25 protein-coding genes and 1 pseudogene are annotated in these 21091 nt (G+C 47.4%); 24 read left to right on the plus strand and 2 right to left on the minus strand.

Annotated features, from left to right (window positions below; translation table 11 throughout):
- Position 1: 1 nt before the first annotated feature.
- Both adh and adhP read right to left on the minus strand, forming a co-directional pair.
- Positions 2 to 1519 (minus strand): aldehyde dehydrogenase, encoded by a 1518-nt coding sequence (adh, locus tag GGR02_RS03040; protein WP_183183275.1) that lies wholly within the window; start codon positions 1517 to 1519, stop codon positions 2 to 4.
- 57 nt (positions 1520 to 1576) lie between these two features.
- A complete protein-coding gene (adhP, locus tag GGR02_RS03045; protein ID WP_183183276.1) occupies positions 1577 to 2587 on the minus strand; it encodes an alcohol dehydrogenase AdhP in 1011 nt (336 codons plus the stop codon).
- Positions 2588 to 2835: 248 nt separating this feature from the next.
- On the opposite strand from adhP, the gene prfA reads away from it, so the two are divergent.
- From prfA to GGR02_RS17380, 24 genes and pseudogenes are all read left to right on the plus strand, one after another.
- Positions 2836 to 3909 (plus strand): peptide chain release factor 1, encoded by a 1074-nt coding sequence (gene prfA / locus GGR02_RS03050; RefSeq protein WP_183183277.1) that lies wholly within the window; start codon positions 2836 to 2838, stop codon positions 3907 to 3909.
- A complete protein-coding gene (gene prmC, locus GGR02_RS03055; RefSeq protein WP_183183278.1) occupies positions 3899 to 4759 on the plus strand; it encodes a peptide chain release factor N(5)-glutamine methyltransferase in 861 nt (286 codons plus the stop codon). Before prfA ends, prmC begins: the two co-directional genes overlap by 11 nt.
- An 81-nt stretch (positions 4760 to 4840) precedes the next feature.
- On the plus strand, positions 4841 to 5503 hold the full coding sequence (gene spoIIR / locus GGR02_RS03060) for a stage II sporulation protein R (protein ID WP_183183279.1): 663 nt from the start codon (positions 4841 to 4843) through the stop codon (positions 5501 to 5503).
- A 144-nt stretch (positions 5504 to 5647) separates the two neighbouring features.
- Positions 5648 to 6688, plus strand: a complete 1041-nt coding sequence (locus tag GGR02_RS03065; protein ID WP_183183280.1) for an L-threonylcarbamoyladenylate synthase — start codon at positions 5648 to 5650, stop codon at positions 6686 to 6688.
- A gap of 67 nt (positions 6689 to 6755) precedes the next feature.
- On the plus strand, positions 6756 to 7301 hold the full coding sequence (locus GGR02_RS03070) for a manganese efflux pump MntP (RefSeq protein WP_183183281.1): 546 nt from the start codon (positions 6756 to 6758) through the stop codon (positions 7299 to 7301).
- A 94-nt stretch (positions 7302 to 7395) separates the two neighbouring features.
- Complete coding sequence (locus tag GGR02_RS03075) at positions 7396 to 7866, plus strand: low molecular weight protein arginine phosphatase (RefSeq protein ID WP_183183282.1); 471 nt, start codon at positions 7396 to 7398, stop codon at positions 7864 to 7866.
- Entirely contained in the window at positions 7844 to 9130 is a 1287-nt protein-coding gene (locus GGR02_RS03080; protein WP_183183283.1) for a methyl-accepting chemotaxis protein, read from the plus strand. Before GGR02_RS03075 ends, GGR02_RS03080 begins: the two co-directional genes overlap by 23 nt.
- A gap of 80 nt (positions 9131 to 9210) precedes the next feature.
- A complete protein-coding gene (gene rpiB, locus GGR02_RS03085; protein WP_183183284.1) occupies positions 9211 to 9651 on the plus strand; it encodes a ribose 5-phosphate isomerase B in 441 nt (146 codons plus the stop codon).
- A 10-nt stretch (positions 9652 to 9661) separates the two neighbouring features.
- The gene (locus GGR02_RS03090; RefSeq protein WP_183183285.1) at positions 9662 to 10234 is read left to right on the plus strand and encodes a TIGR01440 family protein; all 573 of its coding nucleotides are present in this window, start codon (positions 9662 to 9664) and stop codon (positions 10232 to 10234) included.
- 89 nt (positions 10235 to 10323) lie between these two features.
- The gene (glyA, locus tag GGR02_RS03095; RefSeq protein ID WP_183183286.1) at positions 10324 to 11559 is read left to right on the plus strand and encodes a serine hydroxymethyltransferase; all 1236 of its coding nucleotides are present in this window, start codon (positions 10324 to 10326) and stop codon (positions 11557 to 11559) included.
- A gap of 125 nt (positions 11560 to 11684) precedes the next feature.
- Positions 11685 to 12314: a uracil phosphoribosyltransferase gene (gene upp, locus GGR02_RS03100; RefSeq protein WP_066322620.1), complete on the plus strand. Its 630-nt coding sequence runs from the start codon at positions 11685 to 11687 to the stop codon at positions 12312 to 12314.
- 257 nt (positions 12315 to 12571) lie between these two features.
- Positions 12572 to 12790, plus strand: coding sequence for an AtpZ/AtpI family protein (locus GGR02_RS03105; RefSeq protein WP_183183287.1), 219 nt, complete (start codon positions 12572 to 12574; stop codon positions 12788 to 12790).
- Between the two features lie 4 nt (positions 12791 to 12794).
- A complete protein-coding gene (locus GGR02_RS03110; protein WP_183183288.1) occupies positions 12795 to 13157 on the plus strand; it encodes an ATP synthase subunit I in 363 nt (120 codons plus the stop codon).
- 17 nt (positions 13158 to 13174) lie between these two features.
- A complete protein-coding gene (atpB, locus tag GGR02_RS03115) occupies positions 13175 to 13885 on the plus strand; it encodes a F0F1 ATP synthase subunit A (RefSeq protein ID WP_183183289.1) in 711 nt (236 codons plus the stop codon).
- 45 nt (positions 13886 to 13930) lie between these two features.
- The gene (gene atpE / locus GGR02_RS03120; RefSeq protein WP_017436872.1) at positions 13931 to 14143 is read left to right on the plus strand and encodes a F0F1 ATP synthase subunit C; all 213 of its coding nucleotides are present in this window, start codon (positions 13931 to 13933) and stop codon (positions 14141 to 14143) included.
- A 111-nt stretch (positions 14144 to 14254) separates the two neighbouring features.
- On the plus strand, positions 14255 to 14776 hold the full coding sequence (gene atpF / locus GGR02_RS03125) for a F0F1 ATP synthase subunit B (RefSeq protein WP_183183327.1): 522 nt from the start codon (positions 14255 to 14257) through the stop codon (positions 14774 to 14776).
- Positions 14773 to 15309: a F0F1 ATP synthase subunit delta gene (locus GGR02_RS03130; RefSeq protein WP_183183290.1), complete on the plus strand. Its 537-nt coding sequence runs from the start codon at positions 14773 to 14775 to the stop codon at positions 15307 to 15309. The genes atpF and GGR02_RS03130 overlap by 4 nt, the downstream gene beginning before the upstream one ends.
- 25 nt (positions 15310 to 15334) lie before the next feature.
- Complete coding sequence (gene atpA / locus GGR02_RS03135; RefSeq protein WP_183183291.1) at positions 15335 to 16843, plus strand: F0F1 ATP synthase subunit alpha; 1509 nt, start codon at positions 15335 to 15337, stop codon at positions 16841 to 16843.
- A 69-nt stretch (positions 16844 to 16912) separates the two neighbouring features.
- Positions 16913 to 17767, plus strand: a complete 855-nt coding sequence (locus GGR02_RS03140; protein WP_183183292.1) for a F0F1 ATP synthase subunit gamma — start codon at positions 16913 to 16915, stop codon at positions 17765 to 17767.
- A 28-nt stretch (positions 17768 to 17795) separates the two neighbouring features.
- The gene (gene atpD / locus GGR02_RS03145; protein ID WP_183183293.1) at positions 17796 to 19217 is read left to right on the plus strand and encodes a F0F1 ATP synthase subunit beta; all 1422 of its coding nucleotides are present in this window, start codon (positions 17796 to 17798) and stop codon (positions 19215 to 19217) included.
- Positions 19218 to 19242: 25 nt separating this feature from the next.
- Positions 19243 to 19644 (plus strand): F0F1 ATP synthase subunit epsilon, encoded by a 402-nt coding sequence (locus GGR02_RS03150; protein WP_183183294.1) that lies wholly within the window; start codon positions 19243 to 19245, stop codon positions 19642 to 19644.
- A gap of 215 nt (positions 19645 to 19859) precedes the next feature.
- Positions 19860 to 20228 carry an NADH-quinone oxidoreductase subunit A gene (locus GGR02_RS03155; protein ID WP_183183295.1) on the plus strand — a complete coding sequence of 123 codons (369 nt, stop codon included), beginning with the start codon at positions 19860 to 19862 and terminating at the stop codon, positions 20226 to 20228.
- Complete coding sequence (locus GGR02_RS03160; RefSeq protein WP_183183296.1) at positions 20219 to 20731, plus strand: NuoB/complex I 20 kDa subunit family protein; 513 nt, start codon at positions 20219 to 20221, stop codon at positions 20729 to 20731. The genes GGR02_RS03155 and GGR02_RS03160 overlap by 10 nt, the downstream gene beginning before the upstream one ends.
- 3 nt (positions 20732 to 20734) lie before the next feature.
- Positions 20735 to 21073, plus strand: a pseudogene (locus GGR02_RS17380) (NADH-quinone oxidoreductase subunit C); the annotation flags it as partial.
- Positions 21074 to 21091: the final 18 nt, after the last annotated feature.

The following is a 21091-nucleotide window of genomic DNA, read 5'->3' on the forward strand; positions in this document are numbered from 1 at the left end:
TTTAGAAGAAGCCCAATGCTCTCGGGTTGTAGCTAACGAGTATATTTTTCGTTTGTTGATAGTGTGATAGCATCATATGGTGTGTTTCACGGCCGATGCCGGACATTTTATAGCCGCCAAACGCTGCGTGCGCTGGATACGAATGATAGCAGTTCGTCCAGACGCGGCCTGCTTGAATGCCTCGTCCGAACCGGTACGCACGGTTAATGTTGCGCGTCCATACGCCTGCGCCGAGCCCGTATAACGTATCATTAGCAATGTCGAGCGCTTCGGCTTCGTCTTTGAACGTCGTCACCGATACGACGGGACCGAAAATTTCTTCTTGGAAAATCCGCATTTTATTATGGCCTTTAAAGACCGTCGGTTGAATATAGTAGCCATTTTCCAAGCCGGCGATCACATTTCTTTCCCCGCCGATGAGGCATTGCGCCCCTTCTTGTTTTCCGATATCGATATACGAAAGAATTTTCTCCATTTGCTCCGATGAAGCTTGCGCCCCCATCATCGTAGTCGTGTCGAGCGGGTTTCCTGTTTTAATGTTTTGAACGCGCTCGAGCGCCCGTTCCATAAACGCCTCATAAATCGATTCGTGAATTAACGCTCTAGAAGGGCATGTACACACTTCCCCTTGGTTTAAAGCGAACATGACAAATCCTTCAATCGCTTTATCGAAAAAGTCGTCATCTGCTTCCGTGACATCTGGGAAGAAAATATTCGGCGATTTTCCCCCTAACTCAAGCGTCACAGGGATAATATTTTGCGACGCATATTGCATAATTAAACGACCGGTCGTCGTTTCGCCGGTAAAGGCGATTTTGGCGATGCGCGGGCTGGAGGCTAACGGCTTTCCGGCTTCAAGCCCAAAGCCATTGACGACGTTAAGCACGCCAGGTGGCAGCAAGTCGCCAATCAACTCCAGCAGCACCATAATCGATGCTGGCGTTTGTTCGGCTGGTTTTAGCACGATGCAGTTTCCAGCAGCGAGCGCAGGGGCAATTTTCCACGCCGCCATTAATAATGGGAAGTTCCACGGGATAATTTGCCCGACAACGCCAAGCGGCTCGTGGAAATGGTAGGCGACGGTATCGTCGTCCAATTGGCTAATCGTTCCTTCTTGAGCACGAATCGCGCCAGCAAAGTAACGGAAATGGTCGATGGCCAGCGGCAAATCGGCGTTTAACGTTTCGCGAATTGGTTTGCCATTATCCCACGTTTCTGCGACGGCTAGCATTTCTAAATTTTCTTCCATGCGGTCTGCAATTTTGTTTAAAATGAACGCTCTTTCTGCCGGTGATGTTTTTCCCCACGCCTCTTTTGCTGCATGAGCCGCATCGAGCGCTAGTTCGATGTCTTCGGCTTGCGAGCGGGCGACTTCGCAAAATACTTCTCCGGTTACAGGCGTAATATTTTCGAAATATTGCCCGGAAATAGGCGGCACCCATTCCCCGTTAATATAGTTATCGTATCGCTTTTTAAATTGGACTTTTGCGTCTTTTTCTCCTGGTTGGCTGTAAATCACGTGAACTCCTCCTTGTTTTTTTCGCTAGGATGTCCCGAAGAGGGACACCCTAAATTGTTACATCGTTAAAACGATGCGGCCATTAATTTGTCCCTTTTCCATTTTTTCGAACACATCATTAATTTTTTCTAATGGAACCGCTTCCACGATTGGCCGAACTTTTCCGCGCGCGGCAAAATCGAGCGCTTCTTGCATATCTTTTCTTGTACCAACGATTGACCCTTTCACCGTCACACCATTTAAGACCGTATCGAAAATTGGAATTGGCAATTCATCGTGCGGCAAACCGACAACGACGAGGCACCCACCGCGTTTAATGGAGCGATAAGCTTGTTCGAACGCTTTTTTCGTTACAGCGACGCTAATGGCAGCTTGGACACCGCCTACTTTTTCTTGAATCGCTGCGACTGGGTCTTCTTTTAACCCGTTGATAGCGATATCTGCTCCCAATTTCGTCGCTAGCTCTGCTTTGTCATCGCTAATATCGACAGCAACGACGTTGAATCCCATCGCTTTAGCGTATTGCAGTGCGATATGCCCTAATCCGCCGATGCCGTAAATCGCGACCCAGTCGCCTGGTTTGGCATTCGATACTTTCAATGCTTTATATGTCGTAACCCCTGCGCAAAGAATCGGTGCGACTTCGACTGGATCGAGGTTTTCTGGAATGCGCGCTACATAGTCGGCTGGCGCTTTGCAATATTCCGCATATCCGCCGTCGACGGAATACCCACCGTTTAATTGGTGTGGACAAAGCGTTTCTTGTCCGCTTAAGCAATATTCACATTCGCCGCACGCCGAATATAGCCACGGAATGCCGACGCGATCGCCAACTTTTAGCGATTTTACCCCTTCGCCAACTTCCACTACAACTCCTACCCCTTCATGCCCAGGAATGAGCGGAAGTTTCGGTTTGACCGGCCAGTCCCCATGGGCAGCGTGCAAATCGGTATGGCAGACGCCGCAAGCTTCGATTTTGACAAGCACCTCGCCATACTCTAGTGTCGGCTTTTCCACTTCCTCGATTCGAAGTTTTTGTTTGAACTCGTGAACAACTGCTGCTTTCATTCTCCCTATCCCCTTTCAAAAAATTTGTCGGTTCACCAATCTTAAAATGCAAAAAGTGTGCCAATTCAAAAAAATAAAAAAATAAAGCAATGGATAGAAGAGGGTGCCAAAATTTCGGCATTTTTGTCCGAATGAACGGCAAATTTTTCACAAAATTGTCACAAACGATTCCGACCTTTCTCCTTTCCTTAAACTGTAGTATAATTATAAATTAGACTGTGTATGGACAAAGATAGAGGTGAATGAGTGTGTTTGACCGTCTTCAAGCAGTAGAAGAGCGTTATGAAAAGTTAAACCAGTTGTTAATGGACCCAGAAGTGATTAACGACCCGAAAAAACTTCGGGACTATTCGAAAGAACAGTCGGATTTAGAAGAAACGGTGCTTACGTATCGGGAATATAAATCTGTTCGCGAGCAGCTTCTTGATGCAAAAGCGATGTTAGAGGAAAAATTGGACGCAGAGATGCGCGAGATGGTGAAAGAGGAAATTAGCGAACTAGAAGAGCGGGAAGAAGCGCTTGTCGAAAAACTAAAAGTACTCTTGCTTCCAAAAGACCCGAACGATGACAAAAACGTTATTATGGAAATTCGCGGGGCGGCTGGCGGTGAAGAGGCGGCATTGTTTGCCGGCGACTTGTACCGCATGTATACGCGCTATGCCGAATCGCAAGGATGGAAAACAGAAGTCATCGAGGCAAGCCCGACAGGATTGGGCGGCTATAAAGAAATTATTTTTATGGTGCAAGGAAAGGGAGCGTATTCGAAACTGAAGTTTGAAAACGGCGCCCATCGCGTCCAGCGCGTGCCAGAAACGGAATCGGGCGGTCGCATTCATACATCGACAGCGACCGTTGCTTGCTTGCCGGAAATGGAAGAAGTGGAAGTCGAAATTCACGAAAAAGATATTCGTGTCGATACGTTCGCATCAAGCGGACCTGGTGGACAAAGCGTTAACACGACGATGTCAGCCGTTCGTTTGACACACATTCCAACCGGCATCGTCGTTTCGTGCCAAGACGAAAAATCGCAAATTAAAAACAAAGAAAAAGCGATGAAAGTATTGCGCGCCCGCATTTACGACAAATACCAGCAAGAAGCGCGCGCCGAATACGACCAAACGCGCAAGCAAGCTGTCGGCACGGGCGACCGCTCCGAGCGCATTCGCACGTACAACTTCCCACAAAACCGCGTCACCGACCACCGTATCGGGTTGACGTTGCAAAAGCTCGACCAAATATTAGAAGGCAAGCTCGACGAAATTATCGATGCGCTCATTTTAGACGACCAATCGAAAAAGCTGGAGCACGCGAATGAAGCGTAACTACGAAGTCCTTCACTGGGCTTCTTCTTTTTTAAAAGCGCATGAAAAAGAAGAGCGTGTCGCCGAGCTATTATTGTGCCATCATTTGCGCATGACACGGGCGCAACTATTTGCCAATTTGCGCGAAGAAATGGACGAACAAATCGAACGAGCGGTCATTGCCGACTTAAAAAAGCATGTATACGAGCATATCCCCGTCCAATATTTAATCGGCTCCGAAACGTTTTACGGGCGGGAATTTCTCGTCAATCCCGCCGTTCTTATCCCACGGCCGGAAACAGAAGAACTAGTCGAAGGAGTGCTCCAACGAATCGCCCGTCTTTTTCCTAAGTCGCAAACGCTCGATGTCGTTGATGTCGGAACAGGAAGCGGCGCGATTGCGGTCACGCTTGCGTTAGAAAACGAATCGCTATATGTTCGCGCGATTGATATTTCGAAAGAAGCGCTTATGGTTGCCAGCGAAAACGCTCGCCGTTTGGGGGCGAACGTCCAATTTTTGTATGGTGATTTATTGCAGCCACTCATCGAGGCGAACTGCCGCGTCGATGTTGTCGTATCCAATCCGCCATATATTCCAGAACAGGACATCGCTTCGCTTTCCCCAATCGTACAAAAAGAGCCGCGGCAAGCGCTTGTCGGTGGAGCGGATGGGCTTTTCTTTTACCGCCGCTTGATGGACGAATTGCCGCTTGTGCTAAAGGAAAGGGCGTTAGTTGCGTTTGAAATCGGCGCTGGTCAAGGAGAGGCAGTCGCCCGCTTGCTTTCGCAAACCTTTCCTCATGCTGTGGTGGACGTTGCTTACGACATTAACGGGAAAGACCGGATGGTGTTTGCCGAAATAGCGCCATAACTTCTAAAAATTTTTTAGATTGCTAGTTTAAAAAGATGTTGCCCTGTCCACACTGACATAGTGAAAGGACGGTGCAGCGATATGAACAAAAATAAAATGGGCGTTATTTTATATATCGTATTGTTAATGACTGGCGTGTTTGTCAATGTGTACGGTCAGCAAACGGAAGCAGGGGCGAATGCGCAAGTGATGATTCCAAACGAAGCGATTCGGCTCCGTATTCTAGCCAATAGCGACTCTGCGGAAGACCAAGCGCTGAAACGAAAAGTGCGCGATGCGGTCAATGCGCAAATTAACGAATGGGTCGAAAACTTAACATCATTTGCCGAAGCAAAACAAGTCATCCAAGCCCATTTGCCAGCGATTGAGCAAACGGTAGCGGAAGTGTTGCAAAAAGAAAAAAGCAACCAATCGTACCATGTCGAATTTGGCAACGTTCATTTTCCGACAAAAATTTACGGGAACTACATTTATCCTGCGGGGCAATATGAGGCAGTATTAATTACGCTTGGTGACGGAAAAGGGGCAAACTGGTGGTGCGTGTTGTTTCCGCCGTTGTGCTTTCTCGACTTTTCTAACGGAGAAGCGGTGGCGAAAAACGAACCGAACGAGCCGCAACCGGTATCGACGGCCGTTTCCGCACCCATTCCGGAATCATCGCCTTTAGTAGTTAACGAGGAACAAGAAAAGGCAGTACACGTAAAATTTTTGTGGAAAGAACTATGGGATAAACTTATGGAATAGTGGATATTGTGGACAAAACCAATCGTATCCACAAAGTTATAAACAAAAAATCGATAGTTATCAACAAAATGTGGATAATGTTGCTTGCGCGAAGCGAGTGCTTCGTTATATCCCGTCATATCGAGCGTAATGGAGGTGAACAAAATGGAAACGAAACAATGGCGTGTGGATAATTTTGTGGACATAAATGATAGTTGTCCACAAATTTCACAGGCAGCAGCGCTACTGCGCGCGGGCGAAGTCGTTGCTTTTCCGACTGAAACGGTGTATGGGCTAGGGGCGAACGCGTTATCCACAGCGGCGGTCAAAAAAATTTTTGACGCAAAAGGTCGACCGAGCGATAATCCACTCATTGTGCATATTGCGGAATTTGCCCAGCTAGAAGCCATCGCATCTATTCCCCCTGTCGCCAAAACGCTGATCGAGCGGTTTTGGCCAGGACCATTGACGCTTGTGTTGAAAAAGAAAGGCAATATTTCTGATGCGGTAACCGCAGGACTTTCGACGGTAGCCGTGCGGATGCCTGCCCATCCAGTGGCACTTTCACTCATTCGCGAAAGCGGCTTGCCGATTGCGGCACCGAGCGCCAATCGTTCTGGGAGACCGAGCCCAACGAGCGCAAAGCACGTATGGGATGATTTGCACGGCAAAATTGCCGGCATTGTCGATGGCGGAGAAACAGGAGTCGGCGTCGAATCGACGGTACTTGATTGCACGACAGACATCCCGACGATTTTACGTCCGGGTGGAGTCACAAAAGAACAATTAGAACAAGTCATTGGTCGTGTCGCTGTAGATGCAGCGCTTACCGATGACCAACAGCCACCGAAATCGCCAGGAATGAAATATGCGCACTACGCGCCAAACGCTCCGTTAGTCATCGTGGAAGGCTCCCCTGCATTTTTTCAACAGCTTATCGATAACGAGCGGGCGCAAGGAAAAAAAGTCGGGGTGCTCACGACGAGCGATCGGCAAACGATGTATCATGCCGATGTTGTCTTCACATGTGGAAAACGTTCCGATTTATCCACCGTTGCTCGTCAATTGTACGACACGTTGCGGGCGTTTGACGAAACGGATGTCGATCTCATTTACAGCGAAAGTTTTCCGACTGTCGGCATTGGGGAAGCGATTATGAATCGGCTAAAGAAAGCGGCTGGACAGCGGGTCATTATAGAAAGCTAACTCCCCGATTCTAAATTGCCCCAGACGTGCATATGGTACAAATAGGCAAGTCCGGGGAGGGAATGCGATGATTGGGGAATTAATGACGCTATGCATGATGGCGTTTGCACTAGGGATGGACGCCTTTTCCGTCGGGTTAGGCATGGGCTTTTTTCGTTTGCGCCTGAAGCAAATGTTTTATATCGGCTTTACGATTGGTGTTTTTCATATTGTCATGCCGCTATTAGGGATGATCGTCGGCCGATTTTTATCCGAACAGTTTAGCGGCATCGCTTCCTACATTGGCGGTGCGCTCTTGCTTATATTAGGTGTGCAAATGATCGTGACTTCTTTCAAACGAGAAAGCGACCCACTCATCTCCCCGGTCGGAATCGGACTCCTTTTTTTTGCCTTAAGCGTCAGCCTCGATAGTTTTTCCGTTGGGTTGAGCCTTGGGATTTATGGGGCGCGTACGCTTGTGACGATTTTTTTGTTCGGTTTTTTTAGCATGTGGCTCACGTGGCTCGGGCTGCTTTTAGGCCGTCGCTTCCAAAAATGGCTCGGTATTTACGGCGAAATGCTTGGAGGCAGCATTTTATTTATGTTCGGCATAAAACTACTATTTCCGCTCTAAAGGCAGCGAGGCGCTGTCTTTTTTTTATACTATACTTTCCATCTCCATTTCCATATAATAATGGTATGAACCTTTGACGGACAAGGAGGAGACTATGCCGGTTCGCATTTTGTTTGTTTGCACAGGAAACACATGCCGCAGTCCAATGGCGGAAGCGCTATTAAAAAGCAAGCAGCTGCCGCATGTAGAAGTGAAATCAGCCGGCGTCTTTGCGGTGGACGGTGGCGATGCTTCGGAACATGCGAAAATGGTGCTAGCAGAAAAAGGGATTGATACTTCCCACCGCTCATCGTTGCTGACGAAAGACGATATCGAATGGGCAACGTACGTGTTAACGATGACCGTTGGGCATAAGCAGCACGTCGTTAGTCGCTTTCCGGAAGCAAAAGGGAAAACGTTTACACTAAAAGAATTCGCGATAGGACAAGAAGGGGATGTGCTTGATCCGTTCGGCGGGTCGGTCGATGTGTATCGGCAAACGCGAGAAGAGTTGGAGCAGCTTATTGGGCAGTTGATTCCACAGCTACAGGGGGAGAAGGGGAATGAAGGAGAAACACAAGTTTAGTTTGCGGCTAAAGCTCGTTATTTTCACGACGATTTTAGCACTCATTACGTACTCAACGAGCGCGTTGTTTATTTATGTATTTTATGATTTATTTTTCAGCACATTTAACAAAAGCTTATTTACGGTCATCATTTTATTTCTTGGTATTTTTTGGTCAGGAGTACTGGCTTACGTCGCCGCTGGGTTTATTACACGACCGCTAAAGCAGTTGGAGCAAGCGGCGATGAAGGCGGCGAACGGACAAATCGACGAAGACGTTCCTCTTTCGAAATCGGATGATGAAATTCGCGCGGTCGGCTTGGCGTTTAACGACATGTTAAAAAATTTGCGGACGATGGTGCGAAACATCGAGGAAAACTTTTCGTTAACGAACGAAAAAGTAGTCGAAATTACGAGCGCTTCAAGCATAGCGGTCGAGCGCTCGCAAAGCATTGCGCAAACGATTGAAGAAATTTCAAAAGGGGCGAACGACTCGGCAGTGTCGATGCAAACGACGGCGGAGTCGGTCGAAGACGTGCTTCATATCGCCAATGAAGTACAGAAAAAAGCAGAGCAATCAGAGCAACTAGCGACCGATATGGTCGAAACACTTCATACAAGCAAAGAAGTCATCGACTCGCTCGTCAATGGCATTCAGCAACTCGCAAAAGACAACCAAGCGTCATTAAGCGCGGTGCGCCGCTTAGAACAACATGCCAAAGAAGTCGAAAACATCATTTCGCTCGTCGGCGACATCGCTGGGCAGACGAACCTTTTAGCGCTCAATGCGTCAATTGAAGCAGCGCGCGCAGGCGAACACGGCAAAGGGTTTGCGGTCGTGGCGGAAGAAGTGCGGAAACTCGCGGATGAAAGTGCGCGGGCGGTGCAAGGGATTTCCGAATTAATTCAAAATATTCAAAAAGAAGTCGTGCACGTCGTTGCCCAAATTAACGCCCAAGTAAAAGCGGCAAACGAAGAGGCGGCGAAAGGAAACGATACGAACGAAGCCATTATTGAAATGACGAATTCGATTCACGAAGTTGCCGCATCTGTTCACCAAATTGCAGAACTAGTGAAAGAACAAATGAAGCACATCGAAAAAACGTCGATTCAGTCGCAAGAAGTAGCAGCAATCGCTGAAGAAACATCGGCAGGAGCGCTTGAAGTGACTGCAGCGACACAAGAACAAACGGAAATGATTCATCATGTGAACGAACTTGCAGGACAGTTAGCAGAACAAGCAAAAAAACTAAAAAATACAATCGACAGCTTTTGCACAAAATAAACATAATGAAAAAGTCGCCTTTTCCCATTACAATAAAAAGAAAGGCGGCTTTTATTTTATCGTGCAAGGAGGAAAACAAAGTGAAAGTAGCAATTGCCTCAGATCATGGTGGCATTCGCATTCGCCAAGAAATTAAGCAACTAATGGAAGAAATGGGGATTGAGTACATCGATCTCGGCTGTGAATGCGAAAGTTCGGTCGATTACCCAGATTATGCGATTCCAGTGGCAGAAAAAGTGGCAAACGGAGAAGTGGACCGTGGCATTTTAATTTGCGGAACAGGGATTGGAATGTCGATTGCCGCAAATAAAGTAAAAGGGGTGCGCTGTGCGCTCGTTCATGACGTGTACAGCGCTCGCTTAACGCGCGAACATAATGACAGCAATATCCTCGCGATGGGCGAACGCGTCATCGGTCCAGGATTGGCGCGCGAAATAGCGAAAGTATGGTTGACGACCGAATTTGAAGGCGGACGCCATGCTAACCGCATCAACAAAATTCATCAGTACGAACAAAACTAGGGGGGATTGGATGCTTTCCGAATGGAAGCAACAATGGCAGACGATTTTAACGGAATTTAAACAGCAAGCTCCCCTTTTGGCTGAACATGTGCTTGTCATTGGCTGCAGCACAAGTGAAGTAATCGGGAAAAAAATTGGCACTGCTGGCTCAATGGATGTGGCGGAAATGATTTTTGCCGAATTAAAAAAATGGCGCGACGAAACAGGGGTACAGCTAGCGTTTCAATGTTGTGAGCATTTAAACCGCGCCCTTGTCGTCGAAAAAGAAACGGCGCTTGCTAAAAACTTAGAAATAGTTTCTGTCATCCCTGTTCGTTCCGCGGGCGGCGCGATGGCGGAATATGCGTACAACGCCATGAACAGCCCGGTCGTTGTCGAATTTATCAAAGCAGACGCTGGTATCGACATTGGCGATACGCTCATTGGCATGCATTTAAAGCACGTCGCTGTGCCAGTGCGCACGTCGCTTCAACAAATTGGACACGCCCATGTGACGCTGGCGAAAACGCGCCCGAAGCTCATCGGTGGCGCCCGCGCCGTGTATTCAAAGGAAAATCCGAACGCTTCCTGCACTTTTTCGTGATTTTGTTCACTTTTCCTTTGAATCATTCATTGAAATGTTGGTAAAATAGAAAAGAATATTCTCATATTTCGAAAAAGGGGGAGCACGTGATGAATTACTTGCCACAGCAAGATCCGCAAGTGTTTCAAGCGATTCAGCAAGAACTTAAGCGGCAGCAAACAAAAATTGAACTAATTGCATCGGAAAACTTTGTCAGCCGAGCAGTGATGGAAGCGCAAGGCTCGGTATTAACGAACAAATATGCCGAAGGGTATCCAGGCCGCCGTTATTACGGAGGGTGCGAGCATGTAGACGTCGTCGAAGAGCTAGCGCGCGAACGGGCGAAGCAGCTATTTGGCGCAGAACACGCCAACGTTCAGCCGCACTCTGGGGCGCAAGCGAACATGGCCGTTTACTTTACGATTTTAAACCATGGCGATACAGTGCTTGGCATGAATTTGTCGCACGGGGGACACTTAACGCACGGCAGCCCAGTAAACTTTAGCGGCATGCAGTACAACTTCGTGGAATATGGTGTGGATCCTGAAACGCACCGCATCGACTACGACGATGTGCTAGAAAAGGCGCGTTTACATAAACCGAAGCTCATCGTTGCCGGCGCAAGCGCCTATCCGCGCGTCATTGATTTTGCCCGGTTCCGCGAAATTGCCGATGAAGTCGGCGCGTATTTAATGGTGGACATGGCGCACATCGCAGGTCTTGTTGCGGCAGGTCTTCATCCGAATCCAGTGCCGTATGCGCACTTTGTAACGACGACGACGCATAAAACGTTACGCGGTCCGCGCGGCGGCATGATTCTTTGCAAAGAAGAATTCGCCAAACAAATCGACAAAGCGATTTTCCCTGGCATTCAAGGCGGTCCACTCATGCACGTTATTGCAGCGAAAGCAGTGGCGCTTGGTGAAGCGTTGCAAGACGACTTTAAAGCATATGCGCAACATATTATCGATAACGCGAAACGGTTAGCCGAAGCGCTCGTCCGCGAAGGCTTTACGCTCGTGTCGGGCGGAACGGACAACCATTTATTGCTTGTTGATTTGCGTTCGCTACAGCTGACGGGGAAAGTAGCGGAAAAAGTGTTGGACGACATCGGCATTACTGTCAATAAAAACACGATTCCATACGACCCGGAAAGCCCGTTTGTCACAAGCGGCATCCGCATCGGTACTGCTGCTGTGACGAGCCGCGGGTTCGGCTTAGAAGAAATGGACGAAATCGCGAGCATCATCGCGCTTGCGTTAAAGCATCACGACAACGAAGAAAAGCTAGACGAAGCGCGCCGCCGTGTCGCTACGCTCACCGAAAAATTCCCGCTTTACGCCTAAGCGGTTGCCTCGTATCATTTGATACGAGGCAGTTTTTGGATAAGATCGCCACTGTCATTGAACATAGATTACTTTTTCGGTAAAATGGAAAGAAACGCACCATGTGAAAAAAGGGAGAGAAAACGATGGGTAAAGTATACGTATTCGATCATCCATTGATTCAACATAAGCTTACATATATCCGCGACAAGCAAACGGGGACGAAAGAGTTTCGCGAGCTTGTCGAAGAAGTGGCGACATTGATGGCGTTTGAAATTACGCGCGACCTTCCGCTTGAGGAAGTAGAAATTGAAACACCCGTCAGCAAAGCAAAATCGAAAGTCATCGCTGGTAAAAAGCTCGGCATCATCCCGATTTTACGTGCCGGCATCGGCATGGTCGACGGCATTTTAAAACTCATCCCAGCAGCAAAAGTCGGCCATATCGGGCTATACCGCGACCCAGAAACGTTAAAGCCAGTCGAGTATTACGTCAAGTTGCCAACCGACGTCGAAGAGCGCGATTTCATCGTCGTCGATCCGATGTTAGCAACCGGTGGTTCAGCCGTTGAAGCGATTTCTTCTTTGAAAAAGCGCGGCGCGAAAAACATTAAATTCATGTGCTTAATTGCCGCGCCAGAAGGAGTAGAGGCGGTGAAACAGGCGCATCCAGATGTCGATATTTATATCGCAGCGCTCGATGAAAAATTAAACGACCATGGCTATATCGTTCCAGGGCTTGGCGATGCAGGAGACCGTTTATTTGGAACGAAATAATAACATGCGAAAGGCGTCAAGCATCGATATTGCGATGGTTGGCGTTTTTGCATGAAAACGAGAAAAAAGCAAATATTATATTATACAACAATTTCGTGAAAAAGAAATGAACAAATGTCACAAATTCTTAATAATTTGTTTTATTTTATTGCCTAAATTCGTTGACATTGACGGGTGCCTATTGTATGCTTACAGGGGATATAATGATAAGGTTTTCATGAGGAAAAAAGTAAAAAAATGAGCGAGGATGGATATGTATGTCGAAACAGCGCCATCCTTTTCAAGCGATCGGTTTAATGTCGGCGATCGTTTCGCAATTGGTCGGCTCCATTTTAATCGGAATTTTCGGTGGGAAATGGGTAGATGAAAAATTTGGCACCGATCCGCTCTTTCTTATTATCGGCCTGTTCATCGGGCTTGCGGCGGGCGTGTATGCCATGTTGCGCTTAATCCGCCAATATTTCCCGGGGGAGTAACAGCATGCAGCAAATGGTGCAAAGGCAACAGAAATACATCTTTTATTTGTTGTCGCTCTATACGTTAGGTTGGGGATTTACGAGCTATAAAACTGTTTTTGCCAGCCTTATTCTCGGAACGGCGATCAGCTTGTTTTTGCTATGGAGTCTGGTTCGAAAGGTCGCAAAATTCGGACGAGCGGTCGCTCAAGGAAAAAAAGTTCGTTCCCTCGGAACGTTTACCCGGTTAGCAGCAGCTGTGTTAGCAGCGGCAATCGCGGTTGAATATCCGCACTATTTCTCCATCGTCCCAGTTGTGATAGGATTAATGACATCCTATGCTGTCATTATAATAGATTTTCTTTTGCACAGAAAACACCCTTCATGAAAGAGAGGTGAGAACGGTTGGAACATAAAGCTCCGATTCATGAATTTCTTGGACTCACGTTTAACTTGTCCAACGTTTTAATGATTACGGTTACGAGCGTAATCGTCTTCCTTATTGCCATCGCTGCAACACGATCATTACAGCTTCGCCCGACAGGAATGCAAAACTTCCTAGAATGGGTGCTTGATTTCGTCAAAGGGATCATTAACAGCACGATGGATTGGCATACAGGCGGTCGCTTCTTAACGCTTGGTGCGACGCTGATTATGTACATTTTCGTCGCCAACATGCTCGGTCTGCCATTTTCGGTTCGCGTCGGAGAAGAACTTTGGTGGAAATCGCCAACAGCCGATCCGACGATTACATTGACGCTCGCCGTCATGATTGTTGGATTGACGCACTATTACGGCATTAAGCTTAAAGGGGTTAAAGAGTACAGCCTTGATTATTTTAAGCCAATGGCGTTTTTGTTCCCGCTTAAACTCGTTGAGGAGTTTGCAAATACGCTGACGTTAGGTTTGCGTCTTTACGGGAACATTTTTGCCGGTGAAATTTTGTTAGGCTTATTAGCCGGACTTGGGACAAGCGGAGTGTTCGGCGCAGTCGGCGCGGCTATTCCGATGATGGTTTGGCAAGCATTCAGTATTTTCGTCGGCTGTATCCAAGCATTTATTTTCACCATGTTAACAATGGTTTACATGGCACATAAAGTCAGCCAAGACCATTAAACATTATAAAAAATATGGAATGAATTACAAAGGAGGATTTTTACAATGAATTTAATTGCAGCTGCCATTGCAGTAGGTTTAGCAGCACTTGGTGCTGGTATTGGTAACGGTTTAATCGTTGGTCGTACAGTAGAAGGAATTGCACGTCAACCAGAATTGCGTCCTGTGCTTCAAACAACAATGTTTATCGGGGTAGCGTTAGTCGAAGCGTTGCCAATCATCGGCGTCGTTATCTCATTCATCGTTATGAACCGATAATGAAATACTCGATGGATAATGGCGAAGTTCGTGCAGACGATCACCTTCGCCATTCCTTTATGCACATAATTACACAGCGGCTGAAGGGAGTGAAAAGCGGTGTTAATAAGCATGAATACGTTTTTACTAGGCGCTGCCGAGCATCATGCGGGCATTAATAGCGGCGACATCATTTTCCAATTACTAATGTTTGTCATCTTATTAGCATTGCTCCGAAAATATGCGTTTGGTCCATTAATGGGCATTATGAAACAACGCGAAGAGCATATTGCTAATGAAATCGAACAGGCAGAAAAACATCATCAAGAAGCGAAAAAACTTGCAGAAGAACAACGCGCATTGTTAAAACAAGCGCGCCAAGAAGCGCAAGCGTTAATGGAAAATGCTCGCAAGCTTGGCGAAGAGCAAAAAGAACAAATCGTTGCAGCTGCCCGTGCGGAAGCGGAACGTTTAAAAGAAACAGCGAAAAAAGAAATCGAGCGCGAAAAAGAGCAAGCAGTCGCTGCTTTGCGTGAGCAAGTGGCTTCTTTATCCGTACTTATTGCATCGAAAGTCATTGAAAAAGAATTGACAGAACAAGATCAAGCGAAGCTGATTAACGAGTACATTCAAGAGGTAGGAGAAGGGCGATGAACAAAGAAGTCGTAGCGAAACGGTATGCATTGGCTCTTTTTCAAATCGCTCAACAACAGCAGCTCCTTGATTCATTCGAAGCAGAAATTCGCGTTGTCAAGCAAGTGTTTGCGGACCAACCAGATTTTCTTGCCGTGTTGACCCATCCGAAACTATCGCTTGACAAGAAAAAAGCGTTACTCAAAGAAACGTTTGCAGCGTTGTCTGTCCCAGTGCAAAATACATTGCTTTTATTGCTTGACCGCCATCGGATTGACATTGTCGGAGCGCTTGCGGACGAATTTGTTGCGTTAGCGAATGAAGCGCGCGGCGTGGCGGAGGCGACCGTTTATTCGGCTCGTCCATTAAGCGAAAAAGAAAAGCAAGCACTTGCGGACGTATTTGCGAAAAAAGTCGACAAAACAACGCTTCATATCGAAAACATTGTCGATTCCTCGTTAATCGGCGGCGTGAAACTGCGCATTGGCAACCGCATTTACGACGGCAGCGTCAGCGGCAAACTAGAACGACTCAAACGTCAACTTATTGGCTGAAGATTTATAGATAGGGGTGAAATACATGAGCATCAGAGCTGAAGAAATTAGCGCGCTGATAAAAAAACAAATTGAAAACTATCAGTCCGAAATTAAAGTGAGCGATGTAGGTACAGTAATCCAAGTCGGTGACGGTATCGCGCGCGCTCATGGCCTTGATAACGTCATGTCAGGGGAGCTCGTGGAATTTGCAAACGGTGTCATGGGAATGGCGCTAAACTTAGAAGAAAACAACGTCGGTATCGTTATTTTAGGTCCGTACACAGGCATTAAAGAAGGCGACGAAGTACGCCGTACAGGACGCATCATGGAAGTTCCTGTTGGCGAAGCATTAATCGGTCGCGTCGTGAACCCATTAGGACAGCCTGTCGATGGGCTTGGTCCAATTGCAACGACAGAAACTCGTCCGATTGAAAGCCCAGCACCAGGGGTTATGGATCGTAAATCGGTACACGAGCCATTACAAACAGGGATTAAAGCGATTGACGCCCTTGTACCAATCGGTCGCGGGCAACGTGAGTTAATTATCGGTGACCGCCAAACAGGGAAAACATCGGTTGCGATTGACACGATTTTAAACCAAAAAGACCAAAACATGATTTGTATTTACGTTGCGATCGGGCAAAAAGAATCAACGGTTCGTAACGTCGTGGAAACGTTGCGCAAACATGGCGCGCTTGATTACACAATCGTCGTCACAGCGTCTGCATCACAACCAGCGCCACTATTATTCTTAGCGCCATATGCGGGCGTAACGATGGGCGAATATTTCATGTACAACGGAAAACACGTGCTTGTCGTATACGATGACTTATCGAAACAAGCGGCTGCGTACCGCGAACTTTCGCTTCTATTACGTCGTCCGCCAGGCCGTGAAGCATATCCAGGGGACGTCTTCTATCTACACTCTCGCCTTTTAGAGCGTGCGGCAAAATTAAGTGACGCAAAAGGTGCGGGTTCATTAACGGCGTTACCATTCGTTGAAACGCAAGCAGGCGACATCTCTGCTTACATTCCAACGAACGTTATCTCGATTACAGACGGACAAATTTTCTTGCAATCGGACTTGTTCTTCGCCGGCGTACGTCCAGCGATTAACGCAGGTCTTTCCGTATCGCGCGTCGGTGGTGCGGCGCAAATTAAAGCGATGAAAAAAGTATCTGGTACGCTTCGTCTTGACTTAGCAGCATACCGTGAACTTGAAGCGTTCGCGCAATTCGGTTCCGACCTTGACAAAGCAACGCAAGCAAAACTTGCTCGCGGTGCGCGCACCGTTGAAGTATTGAAACAAGGATTGCACGAGCCGCTACCAGTCGAAAAACAAGTAGCGATCATTTACGCGTTAACGCGCGGATTCCTAGATGACATTCCAGTCGAAGACATCCGTCGCTTTGAAAAAGAATTTTTCGCATGGCTTGACCAAAACGGCCAGCACATTCTTGAACATATTCGCACAACGAAAGATCTTCCAAGCGAAGAAGATTTCAATAAAGCGATTGAAGACTTCAAGAAAACGTTTGTCGTTTCTGAATAAAAGACGGAACAGAAGCCCGCTTCTGTTCCTTGCCCATCACTAGAGCGCAAAAAAAGGTGGTGAAAACCTTTGGCATCATTACGCGATATTAAAACACGAATTAACTCGACGAAAAAAACGAGCCAAATTACAAAAGCGATGGAGATGGTTTCCGCTTCGAAATTACATCGCGCGGAAACGAACGCGAAATCGTTTGTTCCATATATGGAGAAAATTCAAGAAGTGGTCGCAAACATCGCTTTAGGCAGCTCAAGCAACCATCCGATGCTCGTGAAACGCCCAGTGAAAAAGACAGGCTATTTAGTCATTACGTCGGACCGTGGACTCGCCGGTGCCTATAACAGCAACGTTTTACGCACGGTTTACCAAACGATTCGCGAGCGCCATCAATCGACCGATGAATATGCAATCATCGCAATCGGCCGCATCGGCTTAAGCTTTTTCAACAAACGGAACATTCCGGTGGCATTGCACATTACGGGGTTGCCAGACCAACCATCATTCGCTGATATTAAAGCGATTGCCAACCAAACGGTAAGCATGTTTGCCGACGGAACGTTTGATGAATTGTATATGTACTACAACCATTTCGTCAGCGCTATCCAACAAGACGTGACTGAACGGAAATTATTGCCACTTACAGATTTAGCAGCAAACGCTAAACGGACATCATACGAATTCGAGCCGTCGCAAGAAGAAATTTTAGAAGTGTTGCTGCCGCAATATGCAGAAAGCTTAATTTACGGCGCATTACTAGATGCGAAAGCAAGTGAGCACGCGGCGCGGATGACCGCGATGAAAAACGCGACCGACAATGCCAAAGAGCTCATTCGCACGCTTACACTTTCTTACAACCGTGCCCGTCAGGCAGCAATTACGCAAGAAATTACGGAGATTGTGGCAGGAGCCAATGCCTTGCAATAGTTTAAGCAGTTAGTTAGGAGGGAAAACGATGACAAAAGGACGCGTTCTTCAAGTTATGGGTCCAGTTGTAGACGTGAAGTTCGAAAGCGGACATCTTCCTGCGATTTACAACGCCCTTAAAATTCAACATAAAGCGCGTAACGAAAACGAAGTCGACGTAGACTTAACATTAGAAGTGGCCCTTCACCTCGGGGATGACACTGTTCGTACGATCGCGATGGCCTCAACGGACGGTCTTATTCGCGGAATGGAAGTTATCGACACAGGAGCGCCAATTTCTGTTCCAGTAGGGGACGTGACGCTCGGTCGCGTATTTAACGTATTAGGAGAGCCGATCGATTTAGGTGAAGAAATTCCAGCAGAGGCGCGCCGCGACTCGATTCACCGTCCAGCGCCAAAATTTGAACAGCTTTCGACACAAGTCGAAATTTTAGAAACAGGGATTAAAGTTGTCGACCTTCTTGCGCCATACATTAAAGGTGGAAAAATCGGTTTGTTCGGCGGTGCAGGAGTAGGAAAAACGGTTTTAATCCAAGAGTTGATTAACAACATCGCGCAAGAGCACGGCGGTATTTCCGTATTCGCGGGCGTTGGCGAACGTACACGTGAAGGAAACGACTTGTATCATGAAATGAAAGACTCTGGCGTTATCAATAAAACGGCGATGGTATTCGGTCAGATGAACGAGCCGCCTGGAGCACGGATGCGCGTTGCGTTAACAGGGTTGACGATGGCAGAATACTTCCGCGATGAACAAGGACAAGACGTATTGTTCTTCATCGACAACATTTTCCGTTTCACGCAAGCAGGTTCGGAAGTTTCTGCGTTATTAGGACGCATGCCTTCTGCCGTAGGTTATCAGCCAACGCTTGCAACAGAAATGGGTCAATTGCAAGAGCGGATTACGTCGACAGCCGTCGGTTCGGTTACGTCCATCCAAGCGATTTACGTACCAGCGGACGACTATACAGACCCAGCGCCAGCGACAACGTTCGCACACTTAGATGCGACAACAAACTTAGAGCGTAAATTATCAGAGATGGGGATTTATCCAGCGGTTGACCCGCTTGCATCGACATCTCGTGCGCTTTCGCCAGAAATCGTTGGCGAAGAGCATTACCAAGTAGCGCGCAAAGTGCAACAAACGTTGCAACGCTATAAAGAATTGCAAGACATTATCGCAATTCTCGGGATGGACGAGCTTTCCGATGAAGACAAACTTGTCGTTCACCGTGCTCGCCGTATCCAATTCTTCTTATCGCAAAACTTCCACGTTGCGGAGCAGTTCACTGGTCAACCAGGTTCTTACGTACCAGTAAAAGAAACAGTCCGCGGCTTTAAAGAAATTTTAGAAGGAAAATACGACCATCTTCCAGAAGATGCTTTCCGTTTAGTGGGCCGCATTGAAGAAGTTGTGGAAAAAGCGAGAAAAATGGGCGTAGAAGTTTAAACAAGGGACATAGGAGGATTTTAGTATGAAGACGATTAAAGTCAGTGTCGTTACTCCTGATGGCCCGGTTTATGAAGCGGACGTCGAAATGGTCAGCACAAAAGCGAAAAGCGGGGAGCTCGGGATTTTGCCAGGGCACATTCCGCTCGTCGCTCCGCTCGAAATCGGAGCAGTGCGCCTGAAAAAAGACGGAAAAACGGAATTTATCGCTGTCAGCGGCGGCTTTTTAGAAGTCCGTCCGGATAAAGTAACTGTATTGGCGCAGGCGGCCGAACGAGCAGAAGATATCGACGTCGCTCGTGCGAAAGCGGCGAAAGAGCGCGCAGAGCGACGCTTACAAGCGAAGCAGGACGATATTGATTTCAAACGAGCAGAACTTGCGCTACGACGTGCTATGAACCGGTTAGACATTGCCGGCAAACGATAAAAAAAGGCAGGGGAATTTTTTCCCTGTCTTTTTTTTATGCGATGAATCGTTGATATAATCGGTTAACACTATAATGATATTTATTACAAGTAAAATTCGCCGTTCTGTCGACACCTCTGGATATAAATGTTATAATGATATCGGTTACAAGGCAAAATTGTGCGATATTTTTCACAATTTGCGGATACGAACGAACAAAGGGGGCGGACACGACGTTGCTTAATGTGTACTTAAATAACTATTTAATTGTTTTTGTCTTTTTATGTTTAGGGATTTTGCTTCCGGTTGTCGCGCTGACAGCAGGTCGCTTTCTTCGGCCGCATGCGCCGACAGCAGCAAAAGAAACGACATATGAAAGCGGAATTGAGCCGTTTCATGATTCGCGCGTGCAATTTAACGTACGCTATTATATGTTTGCGCTTTTGTTTGTCATTTTTGATGTCGAAACAGTCTTTTTATATCCGTGGGCGGTGGCGTATAACCGTCTCGGCCTGTTTGCCCTTATTGAAATGTTAATTTTTGTGGCAATGCTTGTCATTGGGCTTGTGTATGCTTGGAAGAAGAAGGTGTTAAAATGGATGTAAAGTTGTTAAATGTGCCAGAAGAAGAGATGGAAGAGTTGCGCCGCAACGTTTTTTTAACGACGCTCGAACAATTGAAGGCTTGGGCGAGAAGTAATTCGCTATGGCCGCTAACGTTCGGGCTTGCTTGCTGTGCAATTGAAATGATGGGCGTCGGCTCGTCCCATTACGACTTAGACCGGTTCGGTTCTTTCTTCCGGACGTCGCCGCGTCAATCGGATGTGATGATTGTTTCTGGGACGGTGACGAAAAAAATGGCACCAATCGTTCGTCGTTTATATGATCAAATGCCGGAGCCGAAATGGGTAATTGCAATGGGATCGTGTGCGACGGCAGGCGGGCCGTATGTTCATTCGTACTGTGTCGTCAAAGGGGTTGACCAAATTGTACCCGTTGACGTCTACATCCCAGGCTGTCCGCCAAACCCAGCGGCGTTAATTTATGGAATCAATAAATTAAAAGAAAAAATCCGTTATGAAGCGAAGACAGGAAAGAAGGTGCTGTAGTCGATGAGCGAGGAAAAAGATATACAGCAACGGAAAAAAGAAGCGGCTGAACGGGCGAAACAGTTAGCGCGCGAACGGCTAGCTGCAAAGCAAGCGGGCGGCGAAACTGAACAGACGCTCGAAGCAAAAGCGGACGAAACGGACGACGTCGCATTAGCGAAAGCGAAAGCGGCGGCAGCAGCGAAAGCAAAGGCCGCAGCGTTGGCGAAACAAAAAGCAGCGGAGCAAGGCGGCGGTGAAGGAAGTGAAACGGACGACGTCGCGTTAGCGAAAGCGAAAGCGGCGGCAGCAGCGAAAGCAAAGGCCGCAGCGTTGGCGAAACAAAAAGCAGCGGAGCAAGGCGGCGGTGAAGGAAGTGAA

It is taken from the genome of Anoxybacteroides voinovskiense (assembly GCF_014196205.1).
Classification (GTDB): Bacteria; Bacillota; Bacilli; order Bacillales; family Anoxybacillaceae; genus Anoxybacteroides; species Anoxybacteroides voinovskiense.

Bases quoted from the DNA above. Each gene is read 5' to 3' on its own strand.
- adhP (WP_183183276.1), bottom strand. From the start codon at position 2,587: ATGAAAGCAGCAGTTGTTCACGAGTTCAAACAAAAACTTCGAATCGAG.
- prmC (WP_183183278.1), top strand. From the start codon at position 3,899: ATGAAGCGTAACTACGAAGTCCTTCACTGGGCTTCTTCTTTTTTAAAA.
- spoIIR (WP_183183279.1), top strand. From the start codon at position 4,841: ATGAACAAAAATAAAATGGGCGTTATTTTATATATCGTATTGTTAATG.
- GGR02_RS03065 (WP_183183280.1), top strand. From the start codon at position 5,648: ATGGAAACGAAACAATGGCGTGTGGATAATTTTGTGGACATAAATGAT.
- GGR02_RS03070 (WP_183183281.1), top strand. From the start codon at position 6,756: ATGATTGGGGAATTAATGACGCTATGCATGATGGCGTTTGCACTAGGG.
- GGR02_RS03075 (WP_183183282.1), top strand. From the start codon at position 7,396: ATGCCGGTTCGCATTTTGTTTGTTTGCACAGGAAACACATGCCGCAGT.
- GGR02_RS03080 (WP_183183283.1), top strand. From the start codon at position 7,844: ATGAAGGAGAAACACAAGTTTAGTTTGCGGCTAAAGCTCGTTATTTTC.
- GGR02_RS03090 (WP_183183285.1), top strand. From the start codon at position 9,662: ATGCTTTCCGAATGGAAGCAACAATGGCAGACGATTTTAACGGAATTT.
- glyA (WP_183183286.1), top strand. From the start codon at position 10,324: ATGAATTACTTGCCACAGCAAGATCCGCAAGTGTTTCAAGCGATTCAG.
- upp (WP_066322620.1), top strand. From the start codon at position 11,685: ATGGGTAAAGTATACGTATTCGATCATCCATTGATTCAACATAAGCTT.
- GGR02_RS03105 (WP_183183287.1), top strand. From the start codon at position 12,572: ATGTCGAAACAGCGCCATCCTTTTCAAGCGATCGGTTTAATGTCGGCG.
- GGR02_RS03110 (WP_183183288.1), top strand. From the start codon at position 12,795: ATGCAGCAAATGGTGCAAAGGCAACAGAAATACATCTTTTATTTGTTG.
- atpE (WP_017436872.1), top strand. From the start codon at position 13,931: ATGAATTTAATTGCAGCTGCCATTGCAGTAGGTTTAGCAGCACTTGGT.
- atpF (WP_183183327.1), top strand. From the start codon at position 14,255: ATGAATACGTTTTTACTAGGCGCTGCCGAGCATCATGCGGGCATTAAT.
- GGR02_RS03130 (WP_183183290.1), top strand. From the start codon at position 14,773: ATGAACAAAGAAGTCGTAGCGAAACGGTATGCATTGGCTCTTTTTCAA.
- atpA (WP_183183291.1), top strand. From the start codon at position 15,335: ATGAGCATCAGAGCTGAAGAAATTAGCGCGCTGATAAAAAAACAAATT.
- atpD (WP_183183293.1), top strand. From the start codon at position 17,796: ATGACAAAAGGACGCGTTCTTCAAGTTATGGGTCCAGTTGTAGACGTG.
- GGR02_RS03150 (WP_183183294.1), top strand. From the start codon at position 19,243: ATGAAGACGATTAAAGTCAGTGTCGTTACTCCTGATGGCCCGGTTTAT.
- GGR02_RS03160 (WP_183183296.1), top strand. From the start codon at position 20,219: ATGGATGTAAAGTTGTTAAATGTGCCAGAAGAAGAGATGGAAGAGTTG.